Consider the following 16,841-nt stretch of genomic DNA (forward strand, 5'->3'; position numbering starts at 1 on the left):
TGTTATGAAACTAAAACACCGCCTTTCTCTTTACGCTATCATTATCTTCAGTGTTATAACCGTTATTATATCTTCGGTTATTTATATTTCTTTCTATGCCTTGATGGATAAGAAAGAGAAGCAGTCCTTAGAAAATAAGTCGCTGCTGGCGGCAATCTATTACCTGGAGAAAGATGAGCTACCTTTACTGGAGCATGAAAATATTAAAACACAGCTGCTTAAGACGATTTCACGCCGGAATATTGTGGTTTTTGACTCTTTAGGTCAACATTTTGGTGGTGAAATGGATACCGATACTTCCATAACGCATAGCTTTATTGCGCAGGTGCGTGCGCATGAAAATGTATTTTTTGAAACGGCTGAGTATTTTTATAATGGTATATTTTATCGCGATAACCAAGGGGATTTTGTTGTAATAACACGGCAGACAAAGGATGAATTTAAAAACCAGGTTTCGTCTTTATTACACATTCTTATTGCTGTTTCTATACTTGGTATTGGCTTTATCTATTTTTTTTCGCAGTACTTAGGAAATATTGCTTACGACCCGCTGTTAAAGATTATTGAGCAGATTAAGGACAGGGATGCTAAAAATTTTATGAAACCTATTTCTGTAAATAAATCTTATGCAGAGGTGGAGGATTTGGTGTCTACATATAACCATTTTGTAGACCGCCTGGCACAGACCTTTAATGTGCAGAAAAATTTTATCGATTATGTGTCGCACGAGTTGCGTACACCAATTACGGCGCTGTTGGGCACAATGGAGGTAACACACCAGAAACCCCGTAGTACCGCTGAGTATGAAGATACTATTCGGCAATTAAAACAGTATACCAATGATTTACAGGAAACATTGGACCATATGATGTTGCTTTCTGGTGCAAAGACGAATTTCGAATTTAAACCTGTTCGTGTGGATGAGGTAGTTTGGCAGGTTATCGAAAATGCAATTCTCTACCATAAGGCACAGATTGAGGTGGATATTCAGGTTGCTGATACGAATATACTGCGTATTTATGGAAATGATAAGTTGTTGGAATTAGCTATCGGCAATATTTTACATAATGCTATTAAGTATTCGAATAATAGCCCTGTAAAGGTGCTGTTGACGGAGGAGGAGGGGCGTCTTTGTATTCGTATTATTGATACAGGTATCGGTATATTAACGGAGGATCTGCAGTATATTATGGGAAATTTTGTACGTGGGCAAAATACGCAGCGTTATCAAGGTAAAGGGGTGGGGCTTTCGATAGCTAATATTATCTTTAATTTGCATAAAATTAAAATGTCTATCCAAAGCAGTGCAACGGGAACGGAGGTTCTTTTACTCCTCTAAGGACTGATGTTGTTGCGCGTGCTCGTATATTTTTTAATAGATATAGGAGGTAAATAAATTTATACTTTGGTTAAATTTTTCGATGTTTCTGGATTTATTTTTCCAGAGGGCAAGCCTTATTATAGCCCTTAAATGTTGGTTTTATGAAGAAAACTAAAACCTTTTTTCCCCCTTCTCTACATTAAATTCCATTGGTTTTGAATTATTTTTTTTCTTAAAAATCATGGTTATTAGCGTATTGATGCGGGGGCTAATTTTTGACTTTGCTTTAACAATTCTAAAGTATTATATTGATTTAAAATTGTCTTATTCCCAGTAAGACCGTTTTTCATAGGTAGATGGAAGGCTAGATGGTTCTCATTTAGCCTTCGTTATTTATTTTAATTATTTTGAAATTAAATTTCATTTCGTTAGGCTGTAAATTTTGGTGGTAAGTAAAAAAAATGCCCTCTGCTATCAACGAATTGAAGGTAGAGGACAAAATGTATAAAGATGGTTAGTATAGTTTTCTGCCTTTGAAATAAAGACCATCGTAATAAATTTATATCCCGTTTTACTACGCTTAGGGCAAATGTAGTATGCATTTTTAGAAGAAGTGGTGACTTATTTTATTTAGGGCTTGTTATTTTGTTTTTTTTGCCTAATTTAATTCATTGAAAATTAGAAATAATATTGCCTATTGGATTTAGCACATATTGTAATGCGTAAAATAGTGGATGGAAGTGTTCGTAATAAAGAACGGACCAAAGAAAAATTATTGGCGGTGGTAGGTGATATTATCCGCGAGGAGGGGCATACGGGATTGGGGGTAAACAAGGTTGCAAAAATTGCTGGTGTAAGTAAAAAATTAATTTATAAGTATTTCGGAAGCATGGATGAGCTGCTGAATACTTACCTTAGAAAACGTGATTTTTGGATTGGTATGGAGGGAATTATTCTGCATGATATGGAGGATACTGTACGTACTGAGGAGGATTATATGCAGCACCTGGCCGAAATATCCCTGGTCAAGCTTTTTGAACATTTGGATGGTTTCAAGGAGGCGCAGAAGATTTTATTGTGGCAGGTTAGCGAGAAAAATCCGTTATTGCAGCAGCTTAATTATGAACGGGAGGTATTGGGGGAAACGATGTTTAAGCTTTCCGATCCCTTGTTTTCTAATTCTGATGTTGATCTACGGGCAAACTATGGCATTTTACTAGCTGGTGTATATTATTTGACTTTGCACGAAAATGCTGCCGTTGGCAGTTTTTGTGGTATTGATTTAAAAACTGAAGCGGGTAAAAAACGAATAGCAAAGAGTTTAAAGCAGCTGATTGGTTTAAGTTACCAGCAGGCGGTGAATACGGCGAAGTAATTCTTTTAGCAGTGTTCGGTATTGAACAGCCTGGTGTGCGCTTTCGTACATAAGGCTGTTTCTTTTTTTTATTCATCTTTTTGGTATATAGTGGGTTATGATTTTGGACTGTGCTTTGATTCCGGGGAAGGGTAGGCTTTTTGTTTCATATGCACACTAATTAGGAGAATTATGCTATTTAGAAATTACTATAAAACCACCACTAGATATATACGGCAGCATAAAGGGTTTGCCCTGCTTTACCTGTTTTGTTTGTCGTTGGGAATCACTTTTGCATTGGCCATTGGGATATATATCCTCACGCAGTATCGTGTAAACCGTGATCTTAAAAATATCGACCGGCAGTATATTCTACAAAGTGAATGGGATAAAAATGAGGGTATAGGTATACCTCTTACTACCCTGGCTCCTTTGGCCCGCACTTTACAGGAAAACTATCCCGACCTTGTAGCGCAGTACTACCGCTATAGCTCGGTTGCCAATGTGGTGTCGGCAGGAACGATTAATACGACAGAAAATATAGCCATTGGCGATACGACCTTGATTTCGCAATTTGGCTTTAAGCTGTTGCATGGAGATGGGCGTAATGCTTTTGAGGGTATTCATTCTGCCGTTATTACCGAATCTTTGGCCCTTAAACTGTATGGTAAATCGGATGCCCGCGGAGAGCAGCTTAGTATACAAACAACGCTGGCCGGCGTGAAGCAGCCGTATACGGTGTCGGCCGTTATGCAAGATCCGCCTAAAAACTCGGTTACCCATATCCTGAAAGAAACACAGCATATTTTCGTTCCCTTCGAAGGGAATAGGTACTTCGGTAATGGCGACACGGCATCGGACTGGAACAATCCGTATGTATTGAGCTATATTTCAGTTAAACCTAATGTATCTGTAGCAAGGCTGGATGCTGCGATTAAAGAAATATTACAAAGCTATACAAAGCCGAACATTCAGCGTGCCTTAAAGGTTAAGTTGGTGCCATTAAAGGATTATTACTTAACACAGGATGGGGGTGCTGCAAAACAGATGATAAATATCTTATTTTGGGCCGCCTTGTTTTTGTTGGGCATGGCGATATTAAACTATGTGAATATTACATTGGGAACCGCTGCCGGTAGGCTGAAAGAAATAGGTATCCGTAAACTTTTTGGTGGTACAAGAAGGCAGCTTATGTTGCAATTTTTAGGGGAGGCTTTAATTTTGAGTCTGCTTTCTGGCTTTCTGTCGCTCCTGATTTATGAGGTTTGCAGACCTGTTTTTGCGGCTGTTTTGGACAGTAGCATGCCGTCGGTAATAGATTTTGATGGGCACATTTTTGTGCTTCTACTGGTCGTTTTAATTTTTACAGGTTTGCTCGCAGGCATCTATCCTGCGCTGGTCTTAAGTGCGGCGCGGATGGTGAATGCCGTTAAGGGGAAGGTTGGCCCGACGACGAAGGGGGCGAATTTACAAAGCCTGATGCTGACGATTCAGTTTTCAATTGCTATTGCGGCTTGTATGGGAGCCATAACGGTATCTAGGCAGGTAGATTTTATTTTTAATCAAAATCTGGGTTATGATAAAGAGCAGATATTGGTGATCTCGGCCTTGCCCAAACAATGGGATACGGCTGGCGTTGCAAAAATGAAAACCGCACAGGAGGCGCTTTTAAAATTAAATGCTGTTAAGGAGGCCACCCTTTGTTTCGAAATCCCTAATCGTACGCCTGCAAATGCGGCTATATTTGAAGCGGCCAATGGGACTGGCCATAAGGTTTCTATTCCAATTATTAGTGTAGACGAAAACTATGCAGCCACTTTTGGTCTACAGCTATTAAATGGTTCTTGTTTTTATGCGGGCTCTTCCTTGCCTCCAAATCGTGTGGTGCTAAATGAGTCGGCTGTCAAAGCTTTAGGGTTGGAGGTAGAAACAGCTGTCAATCAGGAAGTACGTGAAGTGGGGTCGGAGGATGTTTATACCATTGCAGGCGTGGTGAAGGATTACTTTTATGCTAGCCTGCGCGAGGGCATTCAGCCGGTTTTGTTTGCCCATGTTCGTGACTTAAGCATTTATAGATTTATGGCTTTAAAGCTGTCTACAAAGGATATGCCGCAAACATTGTCGACTGTAAAAGCGCAGTGGCAGGATGTGTTGGGGGATGTTCCATTTGAGTATACTTTTATGGACGAGCAGTTTAAGTTTTTGTATACCGCTGAATTGCAGTTGAAGCAGGCGGCTTATGTCACTACATTTTTGAACTTTATTATTGCGATTTTGGGTATCGTAGGGGTATTGGTGTTTACCCTTCAAAAAAGGGAGAAGGAAATCGCTGTGCGGGTGGTTTTAGGTGCTAAACCGGCTAATATCATTGCTTTATTTGGAAAGTATTATGCTGTTTTACTACTATTGTCGACTTTAATTGCTGCCCCGCTTATGTATGTGCTGCTGAACCAATGGTTGGCAAATTATGTATTCCATATCCAGCAGAATATCTGGGTTCTGGTGTTGGTTTTTCTATTCTTCTTCGGATTTACCTGTGCCTTAATTGGTTTTATGTATCTAGGAAGAAGGAAAGTCGCTATTTCAAAACAGCTGCGCGATGAGTAATCCTATTATTTTTTGGCTGTTTATTTGTTTTATTTAGGTAGGTAAGCTGCTGAAGCTGTACCTGCGCCGAGGTTGAACAGCATGTAGCGCCATGGATCGGGATTTGTTCGTGAAAATTTTACGTTTACCAGCTGCACATTAGCAAGGCCGCGAGTGCATCCTGTTGTACTGACCCCTGTCGGGCTGTAGATTTTAGAAGCGACAATAATAATAGCAGCAGAAGTAAACGAACATTTTTTGTTTCGTTGTATACATAAAAATCACAGGCTCTTTCGGGGTGCCTAGGCGGATTTGATTCCATGATTTAACAAAGCGTTACAATATTGTGATACGCTAATAGGATCCAAGTTACTAATGGTTTAAAAAAGGAGGCTTATGGCGCAATACAGCAGCAAAATAGCCATTACTTTATTAATTATTTGCGCATGTTTAGTAAGGAAATAAATTAATTTCTGCCCAGCCATAGCCCAGATCCAGGTTGCCGTGCTTCCAATTAAAGAAAGAAATAGGGCAAAGGCCACCGTTATCTTGATATCATTAAAATGCGGAAACACAAAACTGCTAAATGCTGTGATACCATATATAATTATTTTAACATTTACCAACTGCAGTAAAAAGCCTTTCCAAAAGGCAGATCTTTTGTTTTTAGCGCTATCCAGATTGGCTTGGTCATCTGGGGTTAAAGGTTTGCTCGTGGCAACCGACCAGGCTAGGTATAATAGATAGGCTACACCCAAATATTTAAGATATTCCAAAAGCGGTTTGTAGGAGCTGATAATAAGGTCACTGCAGGCTGCTGATAAAAACATCAGCAGCGTAAAACCTCCATAAATACCGTAAAGCAGAGTACGTGATTTTTTATAACCTACCTGCATTACACTGTTAAGTGCTAAAATATTATTGGGCCCAGGTAGTAGTGCCGTTAAAACCGAATAAATAAAAAATGAAATCCACATCTTTTTTTTTGACAAACCTACGGTAATAAATGCTTCGAGTCAATCGAAATTATTTGTACATTTAGTTCAAAAAAATTGAAGTAATGGATATCAACCAGTTGAAGAGCTACCGAACCATTGTTGAAAAAGGAAACTTTCAGGATGCCGCACATGCGCTGAACTATTCCTTATCTGCTATTAGTTATCAGATTCAGCAATTGGAGCAGGAAGTGCAGTTTCCGCTGTTCGAAAAAGTCGGCCGACGTATGGTTCCTACGGAGCGCTCTTTAAAACTCATCCCACATATTCGGAAGATAGAAGAGGAAATAGAACAAATCAGGTTATTGAGTGCCGACAAATCTCAGATGAAAGGTACCTTGACGATATCGGTATCCGATAGTCTTTTGACCTATATTATTCAACCTGTTTTAAAGGAGTTTTTGGAAACTGCCCCGGAGGTTAACCTCAAGCTGAAGGTGAAAAACTGTTACGATATCCAAAAAGAAATCATGAAAAACGAGATCGATTTGGGTATACACTTCCAGGTCTATGGTTACGATTCGCAGGTGCATGTTCACAAACTGGTAGATTTTGAAGTCGGCATTATGGCATCGCCAAGTTTACCGAAGGAGGAAATGGACTTCGACACAAGCGGGCAGACCAAGCAAGTTAATGTTATTTTTAATGATCCTAATGGTGTTTACCAGAGGTATATGCAGCAATATCTCAAGGAACGCCATATACAGACCCGGCAGAATATCGAATTGTGGAGTATTGAAGCCATAAAAAAAAGCGTGATAAACCATCTTGGCGTTGCATGCCTTCCTACATTTGTTGTCGATGAAGAGCTTAAGAGCGGCGAAATTGTCAAAATCCCGATTAAAGATTTCAACCCTACAGTGACTATGATTGCCGCACATCATCATCAAAAATGGGTCAGTCCAGCGATGCAACTTTTTATGGATATTCTGGAACGTAAAATGCTAGAATTACATCCTTAGTCGATTCGGTACAGTTTTGTATAGGTTTACCCTGTTACCTTGTTGTATACCAAAGGGTTTCTGCTATTTAAAAGCATCAATTCTAGCTTAAAGGGTACACATATCAGGCAAACATAGTCTTACATCCGAATGGGTATAAATATCAAAGCGCATCTATATGTGTGTATGTATACTAACAGGTGCAGGTATTCTAGAATAGATAGTTTCATTCGTTCTCCTGTATATGCGTTACAGCTAGTTAGGTCGCTGCTTTTATATTTAAAAAGGCAAGATGCTGCTTGCAAAAATCACTAAGCTTTCTGATTTTCAAATCCGCTATATCAAATCTTACATCATGCAATTTTCCGCTTTCCGGTACGGCCACTACCATCATTGCGGCGGCATGGGCTGCTCGAATGCCTGCTATTGAATCGTCAAATACAATACATTTTGATGGGTGAGTAAGTAGATCCAATGCAGCTTTTAAATAAATGTCGGGACTGGGCTTCCCTTTGGCAACAAAATCTGCAGATATGCTACTGTCAAAATAGTGCTCTATGTGTAGCTTACGAAATACTTTCTGTATCAGACAATAGGTAGTCCATTACCCGGCAGCTTTTCTTTTTGTCCCGAAGAAAATCAGATCGCGAAACTTTACATTCTACAACTATCGACCTATTGAAAGCACCAAAGGCGATTATATCTGGTATTTCTCCTGTAGGAGTAGCGCGTACTAACTCCGAATAAACCAAAGGGTATCGGAAATGCTTCTTTACAAAAGCACTTCCAATTGTTATTAATTTTTTATGTATCATTTTTTATTCTATTCAAAAAATCACCTACATTTGCACCTCAGATCAACGGGATACGTGTATTCCAGAAACTACTAGATAATAGGCAAGGGAAGCCAGAAAACTTAGATAATATTTATTCAATTAAATAATCTAAATAATAATGACTTTTATCTATATTATTTTTACGATTTTGGCGCTGGCACACCTTTGCAAACATTTAGTACCAGTACTAAAACAAATCAGAAAATTCTAACCTTTTGATTAAGGTTGCGAGAACAAGTAGATAATCTGACTGGAGACAGGGTGTTTAGCTTTCTACCTGTCTCCTTTTATTCATAACCTATTCTTTGTAATATCAATCACCCCGTCGCCTCCATTCTTTTACTTATCTGATGCATATTTTTATTCACTAGATCTACAATATCTTTATTGTATTCAGACGCTCTATTCTGCAAACCACGAGATTGAACAACTTCCATTTTGTTTAAAGAGACTTCAACCGTTTCTATTCTTTTGCCATCAATTTGAGCGGATAAAATCAATGAATCTTTTTGTAAATAGTATTTATTGGATAAACCTCTCCAAAATGGTCCCCCTATACCATCTGAAACTGTCCCCTTCTACCAGAGGAAAGTGATCCCCTGAAAAGAATATAAAGTAGTTTACTAATCGGTTTCGTTAGATGTGGTTTTTGTTTAGATTTTTGATGAACAAAAACCCTTGATTACGATGTCCAATACACCGATAAACATGAATAAACTACGACAGATTATCCGCCTTTATTGCCAGGGAACCGGCACAAAAATTTTGACTTGATTATCCAATTTAATAGCCAGCGATTGAATTGGATAATCAGGTTTTAATAAAGACAAAAAATGATGACTTCCATTTATTCATCATTCGCTTAAAATTGAAAGCAGCTGCAGCTAGGATAATATTGATATTGTCACCAACAATCCCTTTGTAAAAGTTTCTTCCCAACCGATGGTCGGTTTTTAGATGTCCGATTACAGGTTCTATTGCTGCTCTTTTTCGGTGCGCTTCTTTGAGCTTGTTCTGTTGGTACTTGGTTTGTTTTTTGTCATTAAAGGGCTTGGGGTGGATCTGAACTTGGGTTATCCCAATCTAGGTATTCCCTCGATACCTCCGATCCACATTCATAGTTTTGGGTTCCTTTCCTACCATTCTGTTAACTTGTGCTAATGCTGGTGTTAATGTATGTCCATCAAATTCATTTCGAGCCCCATTGCACCAACGATTACACCGGTATTTTGAGTCTTTACGATAGAGACTTTATTTCCGAACTCATATTTCTTATGCTCTTTACCTTTGGAAATGCAGAGTACATCTGGCTCATGTAGTGCTTATATTTTATGTTTACTGGCCCAGGTCTGCGCTAGAACCTGTTTGAAAAATAGGATGGTTTTTTGATGGATCGAATCGGCAGATAAATTACGTCCCAGTTTACGAACCAATCGACCAGCAATGGTTTTTACTTTCTTATCAGCTTTTCTGGCTTTTGATTTATTTCTGGGGTGATTGCGAAATCGCTGATCGACACTTAATTTTTTTTCGTATTCTTGGGTAACTCTGACGGATGGACAACCCTTCCTTTTTAACGATTTGAAGCGCCTTTTTTTATGATCTTTTTATGCAGCTTACTATCGGTGGGAAAAGTAATGTTTTTTTCCTGAACCGTTGTATTGTCATTAACATCCGGATCATCGCTGTCATCCCCATTGATTCTGATACTCTCCTTAAAGATTAATTCAATTCCTGCTTCCACAATACGGTTACGAAAATGAACCAACTCAGAGGCCTCGCAAGGTACTGTTGCCATAAATTCCTGTAGGCCACAAAAATATTGGTAGTACAAATTCTCGGACCATTGCTCCACAATACTTTCATCGGAAATATTACGGATATGCTTCAGAATCAATAGCCCTACCATCAAGCGTATCGGTTTGGCCGGACGTCCATTATCAGGGCAGTATAAAGGGCTAAATGTCGTATCAAATAGCTGACAGTCAACACGGTTGGACAAAATATAAGGGGGGATTGGGGTTCAAGGGGTATTATAAAGTAAAGAAGAAACTGGATTGGTTTGTGATCTTTTCTTCGCTAGCATAGGGTTGAATTTGCAAGGTTTCTACACCAAATATACGAAACATTGCAAATAAAAACAAGTAAGTTATAGTTTAAATATTTGATGTTCAACATGATAGCCACTTTTTAAGGGTTAGCTAAATACATACAAGGGGTTCTATTATGATATTATCCATGGAACTGCCTTCAGAATATAGAAAATTAAAGATTGCAGAAAATCTCAAATCGTTTAGGATAAGATTGAATATTAGCCTATCTTAGCTATCGTATAATATTTCTTTTTTGAAAATAAAAATAAATTTTTATAAACCCTAAGTTAATTTTTGTAGAGATAAATTTTCGATGCAGATAAATTTTATCTGCATTTGTTTTACAATCGGAGAAAATTTGAAGCTATAAATTTGTTATGATACCTAAAATTATTCATCAGTTTTGTATAGGAGATAAACAACCTCCGTATAAGCTTATTGGCAATTGGAAAGAAAAGAAGACTACTTGTGAACACATATTATGGGACGAAAAATTATTAAAAAAATATTTCCCAAATGGATCTGATTATCATATCCAAGAAGATGGTGTTAATTTGTCAGGAGGTCAAAAACAAGGGTTGGCTAAAGGTTTCTTGGCCTCCTCAAATATCAATTTATTTTTTACTTTTTTCATAGTACTAATTTGTTGTAACATTTCAATTTGTCAGACATTACCAAAATCAATTAAGGCAACTATTGTAGATCAGGCAGGCAGGCCTGTAAGTTATGCAACAATTTATTTAATTGCTAGCGACGGAGAAAAAGTTTTATCGCAGCAACAAGTTGATTCTACAGGGAAGTTTGAATTACATGTTGGTCAAGAGTTTGGGAGGATTCAGGTTATAGCTATGGGATATAAAAGCAAAGATCTGTCATCGAAAGAGGTTTTAGATAATGAAAGTGAGTCTGCTATTTCAACAATTGTACTGGAACAAGATTTAACTTATTTAGATGAGATTGTTGTTGCCGGAAAACGAAAGTTGGTAGAAGTAAAAGGTAATAAAACTATAGTAAATGTTTCAAACAGTTCATTATCGGTTGGTTCGTCAGCATTAGAAATAATACGACGGGCTCCTGGACTGAATGTTGGACAGGATGGTTCGATTCGTTTGCGTGGAAGACAGGGGGTGAATGTTCTAGTTAACGGTAGGACGACAAATTTAACTGACGATCAATTAAAGGATCTTTTGAAATCGACACCCTCTGGTTCAATTGAAACGATAGAAATTATAGATAATCCTTCGTCGAATTATGATGCTAGCGGTAGTTCAGGTGTTATTAATATTACGTTGAAAAAGGAACAAAAACAGGGGTTAAATGGTAATTTATCTGGAGGAATAGGTTATGGTAATTATGAAAAGCATAATCTTAGTCTAGATCTAAATTATGGCTTTGGAAAACTAAATTTTTACGGGAATTTTTTAAATAATTACGATAAAATGAAAGGGAAAATTGATATTTTGAGATCAAATAGATACCAAAATGAACTTACTCATTTTAACCAGCATAGTTTATCAAGTGGTACTTCAATTAATACGAATTATAAATTGGGGTTAGATTATTACATTTCAAAACAACATTCACTTGGATTTGAATACAAAGGATTCATTAACTCCTGGAATGACAACCAGAATAACAATAGTCAATTTTTGGGAGAAGACGGACAGATTGATTCCTTATTATTCACAGAAGTAAATGGAAAAAATAAGTACAAAAATGATGCTTTGAATTTAAGCTATAAATTTTTGGCGGATACATCTGGACAGCAGCTTTCCTTATCCCTAGATTATGCTAATTATAGAAATACCCAGTCTAGCAATTATTTCAATGTTTTGAAACCCACACTTGGATCTGGCGTAGAAAGTAAATCTAATTTAATGGTTGATGCCCCTACAACAATCACAGTGGGAGCAGTATCAATTGACTATAAATATGTTTTCGAAAATTCAAGTTCGCTAGATTTCGGAATCAAAAGTAGCCAAGTAAAAACCAATAATATCTTTTCGCAGTTGATTAAGGAACAAAAAACAGATAATCTAAATGATAGTTTTCTATACGATGAAAAGATTAATGCTGGATTCGTTAAATATAAGTTCAATTTCATGAAATTGGATATCGAATCGGGATTTAGAGTTGAACAAACAAAATCGATAAATGAACCATCTGACAAAGACGGTACTGTTAAAAGAAATTATTGGGATTTTTTTCCAAGTATTAATTTAACAAAAAATATTTCAGATAAGTCTCAATTAAGTTTGAACTATAATCGAAGGATCGATAGACCTGCTTACTCAAAATTAAATCCATTTGTGTTTTTTACGGACCCTTTTACCTATTTAAAAGGAAATCCCTTTTTAAAACCTCAATATACTAATTCCTTTAGTTTGAATTATTCTATTAACAATTTTGTTGTTTCTCTGAGCCATAAAAGAACTAAGGATTTTATGACGGGAGTTATTAAACTTGATACACTGCGAAAGCATCTCTTTCAAACTACTGAAAATATTTATGCACAAAATTCGACTAGTCTAAATGTGAATAGGGAAATTAAAATTTTGAAAAACTGGACTACTTATAACAATATTACGGTTTATCAAAATAGATTTTTATACAAAGACTTTCTTGGAAGTAATTATAATTTAGCTCTCATTTCATTTAATTTTACTACAAATCATCAATATAAGATTTCAGATAGCTTTTCCCTTGAAGCTAGTTTCAATTATCAGTCTAGAGAATATTATGCTCAAGATGTTATAAAACCTATTTATTTTGCTGATTTAGGACTATCTAAGAATTTTTTTAATAATAAGGTAAACCTCAAGATGGCCGTTAATGATATTTTCAATACATCAAATTATAAATTTTATAGCAATATAAAGGTCCAGGATTACACATTTAATATTAAGCCAGAAACAAGGGTATATCGTTTAAACTTGAGCTATAATTTTGGAGGAACGAAAAGTAAATCCGGAATGGAAAGAAAGCAACTAGAGGAAAATTTTAGAATTAAAACATCTAATTAAAATTATAGTCAGGGTACCCCCTGTAATTTCAATTTAATTTATGAAGAAAAAGACTATTGTTCAAGGATTGAAGAATTCTTCTGAAGAAGATTCAACTGTGTTTATTAATGATTTTATCATTGACAAAGCACTCTTCGTATATTTGTTTAAGGAATCTAAATCCAATGATTTATCATTGTATGATGTACTTATTTCTTGTTAATCTTTTATCTTATCCAATCATGGATTCAAAAATGACACTCAGGTAAGTATAATAAATATTGATGGTTACCAAGGAACCTATAATTATCTTGAGCTCGTAAATAGGGATTCTCCCTTAGAGGAACTGACGGTTGAAAATTGGATTTCAATTTTTAACACCGGCCGGAAATCAATGAAGGAAGCTAATAAGCTACAAACTATTCTGCAAAATGTAGGCTTTCAGGAGCTAAAACATGAGACAGATATGGATGAACCATTGCTATTAACAAGTGGTAATGAATGTGAATTACTTCTTCGATTTTATGAAGGTAACCAACAAATAAAATTGCAATTTTTGAGCTGGAAGCTTAAAGCGCTAGTAGAGGATCAAATTATGATTGTATGGATCATAATTCATTCTTTATAATGGGGCTTGAATTTTTAATGGGCAATTCTGAAAATATAAAAAGACAGAATGATATAAATGCAGGAATCTATACAGCCAAAGCAGTTAAAGGACTTTGGATTCAAGGCGGGCGGGCCCCATTTGGTTATAAAAAGGAGGGTAAGAATGAGGTAAGTCGTCTAATAGTGGATGAAAGTGAAGCATTTGTTGTTAGATATATTTATGATGCTTATATAGCAGGAGTTGCTTTATACAAAAAAAAAGAAAAGGCTATAGAAATGGAATTAAAACGCACGGCAACTACTGCCGTTGAACGAATACTAACAAACCCTTTATATTATGGATTTCAACAATTCAAAGCATGGAAACAAAATCCAGGAGGGTTATTCCCTCTAAAAAATCATGAGCCAATTTATCTTTCAGATCTTAATTACGTTTATACAGAAGCTAACACAATAGAAAAGCAGGAACTCATTAAAATGGTGTTCGATGACTTTTTATACTAGGAGAATGGCATCTATCGAACTCCGTATATCACGGAAGCTTTTGTTGGTAATAAATTGAAAATGAGGGAAATAGGCTATTTTATTATGCAAAAAAACGGGATAATTTTTCAATTATCCCGTCAAGTGGAGCCGGAGGCTCTTTTTTTATAGGTTTTTAAAGATTTTTACAAACCTAATTAAATATAAAAATGACTGTAATTCAGTTATTTAATGTTATTTAAGGGTTTTAGGAATTTTTAGGTATTCTGAAAAATTGGGTGTAAATTTGGGTGAAGCTATTTTGCATACATCCAAAAATGAACATCAAAAGAAATATAATTTTTTCACTTGAAAAGCGTAAAAAGGACGGTATAGAAGTCATAGAAAATGTACCTATCAGAGTCCGAATCAACTATGACGGTGATAGACTGGATTTATCCAGTGGCTTTCGAGTTGATGTATCTAAATGGGATGATAAAAAGCAACGTGTAAAAATTGGCACAACAAATAAAATCAAACAATCTGCAAACGAAATAAATGCATCACTCCTAAAAATCGAGAGCGTCATTCAGGATATCTTCAAAAGTTATGAAATTGAAGGGGCAGTCCCTTCGAAGTCAACACTAAGGAATGAGATAAATGATAAGATAAAACCAAAAAATGAAAATTCTCCCGAAGCAACAATACAAAGTAAATTTTTTGATTACTACGATCAATTTATTCAAGAGAACCGTAAACTTAACAATTGGACTGAAGGCACACAAAAAAAACTTCGAACGGTCAGAAATCACCTCCACGATTTTAAACCAAACATCGCTGTTAATGATTTTGATAATACTACACTTGATAAGTATATGGATTTCCTTTTGAAGAGGCGAGGATTTAAAAACTCGACACTGGAAAAACATTTAAAGTTCTTAAAATGGTTTCTTCGTTGGGGATATAGAGAGGGGGGGGGACGAATTCAGCATTCCTTTCGTACCGTCCGAAAATTAAGAAAATAGAAAAAAAAGTCGTTTTTCTTACTGGGCAAGAGATCGATCAAATTAAGGCTTTCGATATTCCGCAAGAAAAATCATACTTACACCGTGTTCGTGATATACTGATTTTCACTTGTTATTCAGGATTGAGACACTCAGATGTATATGCATTAACAAAAGATGCCGTGAAAGAGAGGTATATAGAAGTAGTGACGATCAAAACAGATGATAAACTCATCATCGACCTTAATAACCACACAAAAGCAATTTTAAACAAGTATAAGGACGAAAGATTTCCGAACAAAAAGGCTCTACCGGTAATTTCTAACCAGAAATATAATGAATACCTAAAGGAACTTGGCGAATTAGTTGGACTTGATGAATCGCTTATGACAACCTATTATAAAGGGAACAAGCGTATAGAAGAGGTTGTCCCGAAGTACATGTTATTAACTTCTCGCATTGGAAGACGTTCTTTTATATGCAACGGTTTGTTTCTTGGAATACCTGTCCATATTATGATGAAATGGACTGGACACTCAGATTATAAATCTATGCAACCCTATATCGATACCGTAGACGAAATGCTTAGCGAAGCTATGGAAATGTTTAATAAAATGTAAGGAGTATGCAAAAAGAAGAAAATGAGTTAATATCTTTTCTAACATTATTACGTCGGTATGAGGAGGTTCTACACCAACAGATAAATAATCAGTATTTTGGCTGGAATAAGTTAGCCGAAGTAAAGCGAACTGTATTAGAGCGTTTGGATTCCCCATCTGTTGAAGAAGTTATCAATTATCTTCTTGTCAATTCTAGTCGTGAAAAAATCATTGGACTAACCAGAAATTTTGATGCCGTTTATCATGGATTAGCTGGACTGGTTAATACCAGAAATTTTGAGATTGAAGCAAATTCATCCATAGAAGCATTTCGTCGGGAATATGAAATTATTGAACTTGAAGTCAAAAAATATACAAAGAAATTTACAGAAGTTAGAAAGGAAAAAGAAGCACTTGAAAGATCGTTGGATAGTTATTTCTACGGAGGTGATGATTCCCGTAGGATAAGGGCCGAATTGGAAATTGACCGGATTGAACCAATCTTTCAATCTAAATTACAGGACTACGAAACCAAAATCCATGAATCACAACAATTTTTCGAGAATGATTTTCAATTAACAAAATCTATCCTTGAAGAGGTGACTAATGTGTTGAGAGTGAGGATAAAGCCACTCTTTGATATATACAGAGAAAATTTCCAAAACGACGAATATTATGAATATTTTCCAATGTCTTTGGTAGGAGCTGTTTATGAAGCTTTAATTGAGAATAAGGTTATCGAAGTAGATGCTCAAACTTTTCACACTGTAATCAACCTGAATAAAGAAATCAATCTAAAAATTTCACCAGGTTTTATATTGTACTATCTTATAGATTCTTTTTCCAAACGTCTTGATGACGTTGCCAGAAATAAGTGGTTAGAAAAAATCCATAATATGCAAAATATCAAACTATCATCGTATAAAGCACACTATCGACAAATCCAAAGTAGTAGAAAATGGAAGAAGCTATATAAACTTTTAGAAGACTTATTCAATCATTCAAACAATTAACAATCCGCTTAAATGAGTTTTTGAAT

General features: G+C 36.1%; 13 protein-coding genes and 1 pseudogene. 9 read left to right on the forward strand and 5 right to left on the reverse strand.

Translation table 11 applies throughout. From position 1 onward, the window contains the following. Window positions 1–4: 4 nt before the first annotated feature. The 3 genes from ACL9RF_RS03830 (at window position 5) to ACL9RF_RS03840 (ending at window position 5,282) form a co-directional block, all read left to right on the forward strand. Window positions 5–1,339, forward strand: a complete 1,335-nt coding sequence (locus ACL9RF_RS03830; RefSeq protein ID WP_422799271.1) for a sensor histidine kinase — start codon at window positions 5–7, stop codon at window positions 1,337–1,339. Between the two features lie 700 nt (window positions 1,340–2,039). Then, entirely contained in the window at window positions 2,040–2,696 is a 657-nt protein-coding gene (locus ACL9RF_RS03835) for a TetR/AcrR family transcriptional regulator (protein ID WP_422799272.1), read from the forward strand. Window positions 2,697–2,867: 171 nt separating this feature from the next. Beyond that, window positions 2,868–5,282, forward strand: coding sequence for an ABC transporter permease (locus tag ACL9RF_RS03840; RefSeq protein ID WP_422799273.1), 2,415 nt, complete (start codon window positions 2,868–2,870; stop codon window positions 5,280–5,282). Between the two features lie 124 nt (window positions 5,283–5,406). Here the strand turns inward: ACL9RF_RS03840 and ACL9RF_RS03845 are convergent, their stop codons facing one another. After that, window positions 5,407–5,583, reverse strand: coding sequence for a hypothetical protein (locus ACL9RF_RS03845; protein ID WP_422799274.1), 177 nt, complete (start codon window positions 5,581–5,583; stop codon window positions 5,407–5,409). 58 nt (window positions 5,584–5,641) lie between these two features. Then, on the reverse strand, window positions 5,642–6,238 hold the full coding sequence (locus ACL9RF_RS03850; RefSeq protein ID WP_422799275.1) for a LysE family transporter: 597 nt from the start codon (window positions 6,236–6,238) through the stop codon (window positions 5,642–5,644). Between the two features lie 83 nt (window positions 6,239–6,321). Between ACL9RF_RS03850 and ACL9RF_RS03855 the strand changes: the two genes are divergently transcribed. Continuing rightward, a complete protein-coding gene (locus ACL9RF_RS03855) occupies window positions 6,322–7,218 on the forward strand; it encodes a LysR family transcriptional regulator (RefSeq protein ID WP_422799276.1) in 897 nt (298 codons plus the stop codon). 238 nt (window positions 7,219–7,456) lie between these two features. Here the strand turns inward: ACL9RF_RS03855 and ACL9RF_RS03860 are convergent, their stop codons facing one another. From ACL9RF_RS03860 to ACL9RF_RS03870, 3 genes and pseudogenes are all read right to left on the reverse strand, one after another. Beyond that, on the reverse strand, window positions 7,457–7,786 hold the full coding sequence (locus ACL9RF_RS03860; protein ID WP_422799981.1) for an HAD-IA family hydrolase: 330 nt from the start codon (window positions 7,784–7,786) through the stop codon (window positions 7,457–7,459). Window positions 7,787–8,350: 564 nt separating this feature from the next. Continuing rightward, a complete protein-coding gene (locus ACL9RF_RS03865; protein WP_422799982.1) occupies window positions 8,351–8,590 on the reverse strand; it encodes a PcfJ domain-containing protein in 240 nt (79 codons plus the stop codon). A gap of 295 nt (window positions 8,591–8,885) precedes the next feature. Beyond that, a pseudogene (locus tag ACL9RF_RS03870) lies at window positions 8,886–10,047 on the reverse strand (IS5 family transposase); the annotation flags it as partial. A 456-nt stretch (window positions 10,048–10,503) separates the two neighbouring features. Here ACL9RF_RS03870 and ACL9RF_RS03875 point away from each other — a divergent pair. The 5 genes from ACL9RF_RS03875 to ACL9RF_RS03895 all read left to right on the forward strand — a co-directional run bounded on the left by ACL9RF_RS03875 (window position 10,504) and on the right by ACL9RF_RS03895 (window position 16,815). Next, window positions 10,504–13,149 (forward strand): outer membrane beta-barrel protein, encoded by a 2,646-nt coding sequence (locus tag ACL9RF_RS03875; protein WP_422799277.1) that lies wholly within the window; start codon window positions 10,504–10,506, stop codon window positions 13,147–13,149. 582 nt (window positions 13,150–13,731) lie between these two features. Next, complete coding sequence (locus ACL9RF_RS03880) at window positions 13,732–14,241, forward strand: recombinase family protein (RefSeq protein WP_422799278.1); 510 nt, start codon at window positions 13,732–13,734, stop codon at window positions 14,239–14,241. A gap of 296 nt (window positions 14,242–14,537) precedes the next feature. Further along, the gene (locus ACL9RF_RS03885) at window positions 14,538–15,224 is read left to right on the forward strand and encodes a phage integrase SAM-like domain-containing protein (protein ID WP_422799279.1); all 687 of its coding nucleotides are present in this window, start codon (window positions 14,538–14,540) and stop codon (window positions 15,222–15,224) included. A 161-nt stretch (window positions 15,225–15,385) separates the two neighbouring features. Then, entirely contained in the window at window positions 15,386–15,823 is a 438-nt protein-coding gene (locus ACL9RF_RS03890; RefSeq protein ID WP_422799280.1) for a hypothetical protein, read from the forward strand. A gap of 5 nt (window positions 15,824–15,828) precedes the next feature. Beyond that, window positions 15,829–16,815, forward strand: a complete 987-nt coding sequence (locus ACL9RF_RS03895) for a hypothetical protein (protein WP_422799281.1) — start codon at window positions 15,829–15,831, stop codon at window positions 16,813–16,815. Window positions 16,816–16,841: the final 26 nt, after the last annotated feature.

This window comes from Sphingobacterium sp. Mn56C (genome assembly GCF_049319645.1).
Lineage (GTDB): Bacteria > Bacteroidota > Bacteroidia > Sphingobacteriales > Sphingobacteriaceae > Sphingobacterium.

What these genes read in the sequence shown, in the direction of transcription:
- ACL9RF_RS03830 (WP_422799271.1), top strand. Translation starts at nt 5, where the DNA reads ATGAAACTAAAACACCGCCTTTCTCTTTACGCTATCATTATCTTCAGT.
- ACL9RF_RS03835 (WP_422799272.1), top strand. Translation starts at nt 2,040, where the DNA reads ATGCGTAAAATAGTGGATGGAAGTGTTCGTAATAAAGAACGGACCAAA.
- ACL9RF_RS03840 (WP_422799273.1), top strand. Translation starts at nt 2,868, where the DNA reads ATGCTATTTAGAAATTACTATAAAACCACCACTAGATATATACGGCAG.
- ACL9RF_RS03845 (WP_422799274.1), bottom strand. Translation starts at nt 5,583, where the DNA reads ATGGAATCAAATCCGCCTAGGCACCCCGAAAGAGCCTGTGATTTTTAT.
- ACL9RF_RS03850 (WP_422799275.1), bottom strand. Translation starts at nt 6,238, where the DNA reads ATGTGGATTTCATTTTTTATTTATTCGGTTTTAACGGCACTACTACCT.
- ACL9RF_RS03855 (WP_422799276.1), top strand. Translation starts at nt 6,322, where the DNA reads ATGGATATCAACCAGTTGAAGAGCTACCGAACCATTGTTGAAAAAGGA.
- ACL9RF_RS03875 (WP_422799277.1), top strand. Translation starts at nt 10,504, where the DNA reads ATGATACCTAAAATTATTCATCAGTTTTGTATAGGAGATAAACAACCT.
- ACL9RF_RS03880 (WP_422799278.1), top strand. Translation starts at nt 13,732, where the DNA reads ATGGATCATAATTCATTCTTTATAATGGGGCTTGAATTTTTAATGGGC.
- ACL9RF_RS03885 (WP_422799279.1), top strand. Translation starts at nt 14,538, where the DNA reads ATGAACATCAAAAGAAATATAATTTTTTCACTTGAAAAGCGTAAAAAG.
- ACL9RF_RS03895 (WP_422799281.1), top strand. Translation starts at nt 15,829, where the DNA reads ATGCAAAAAGAAGAAAATGAGTTAATATCTTTTCTAACATTATTACGT.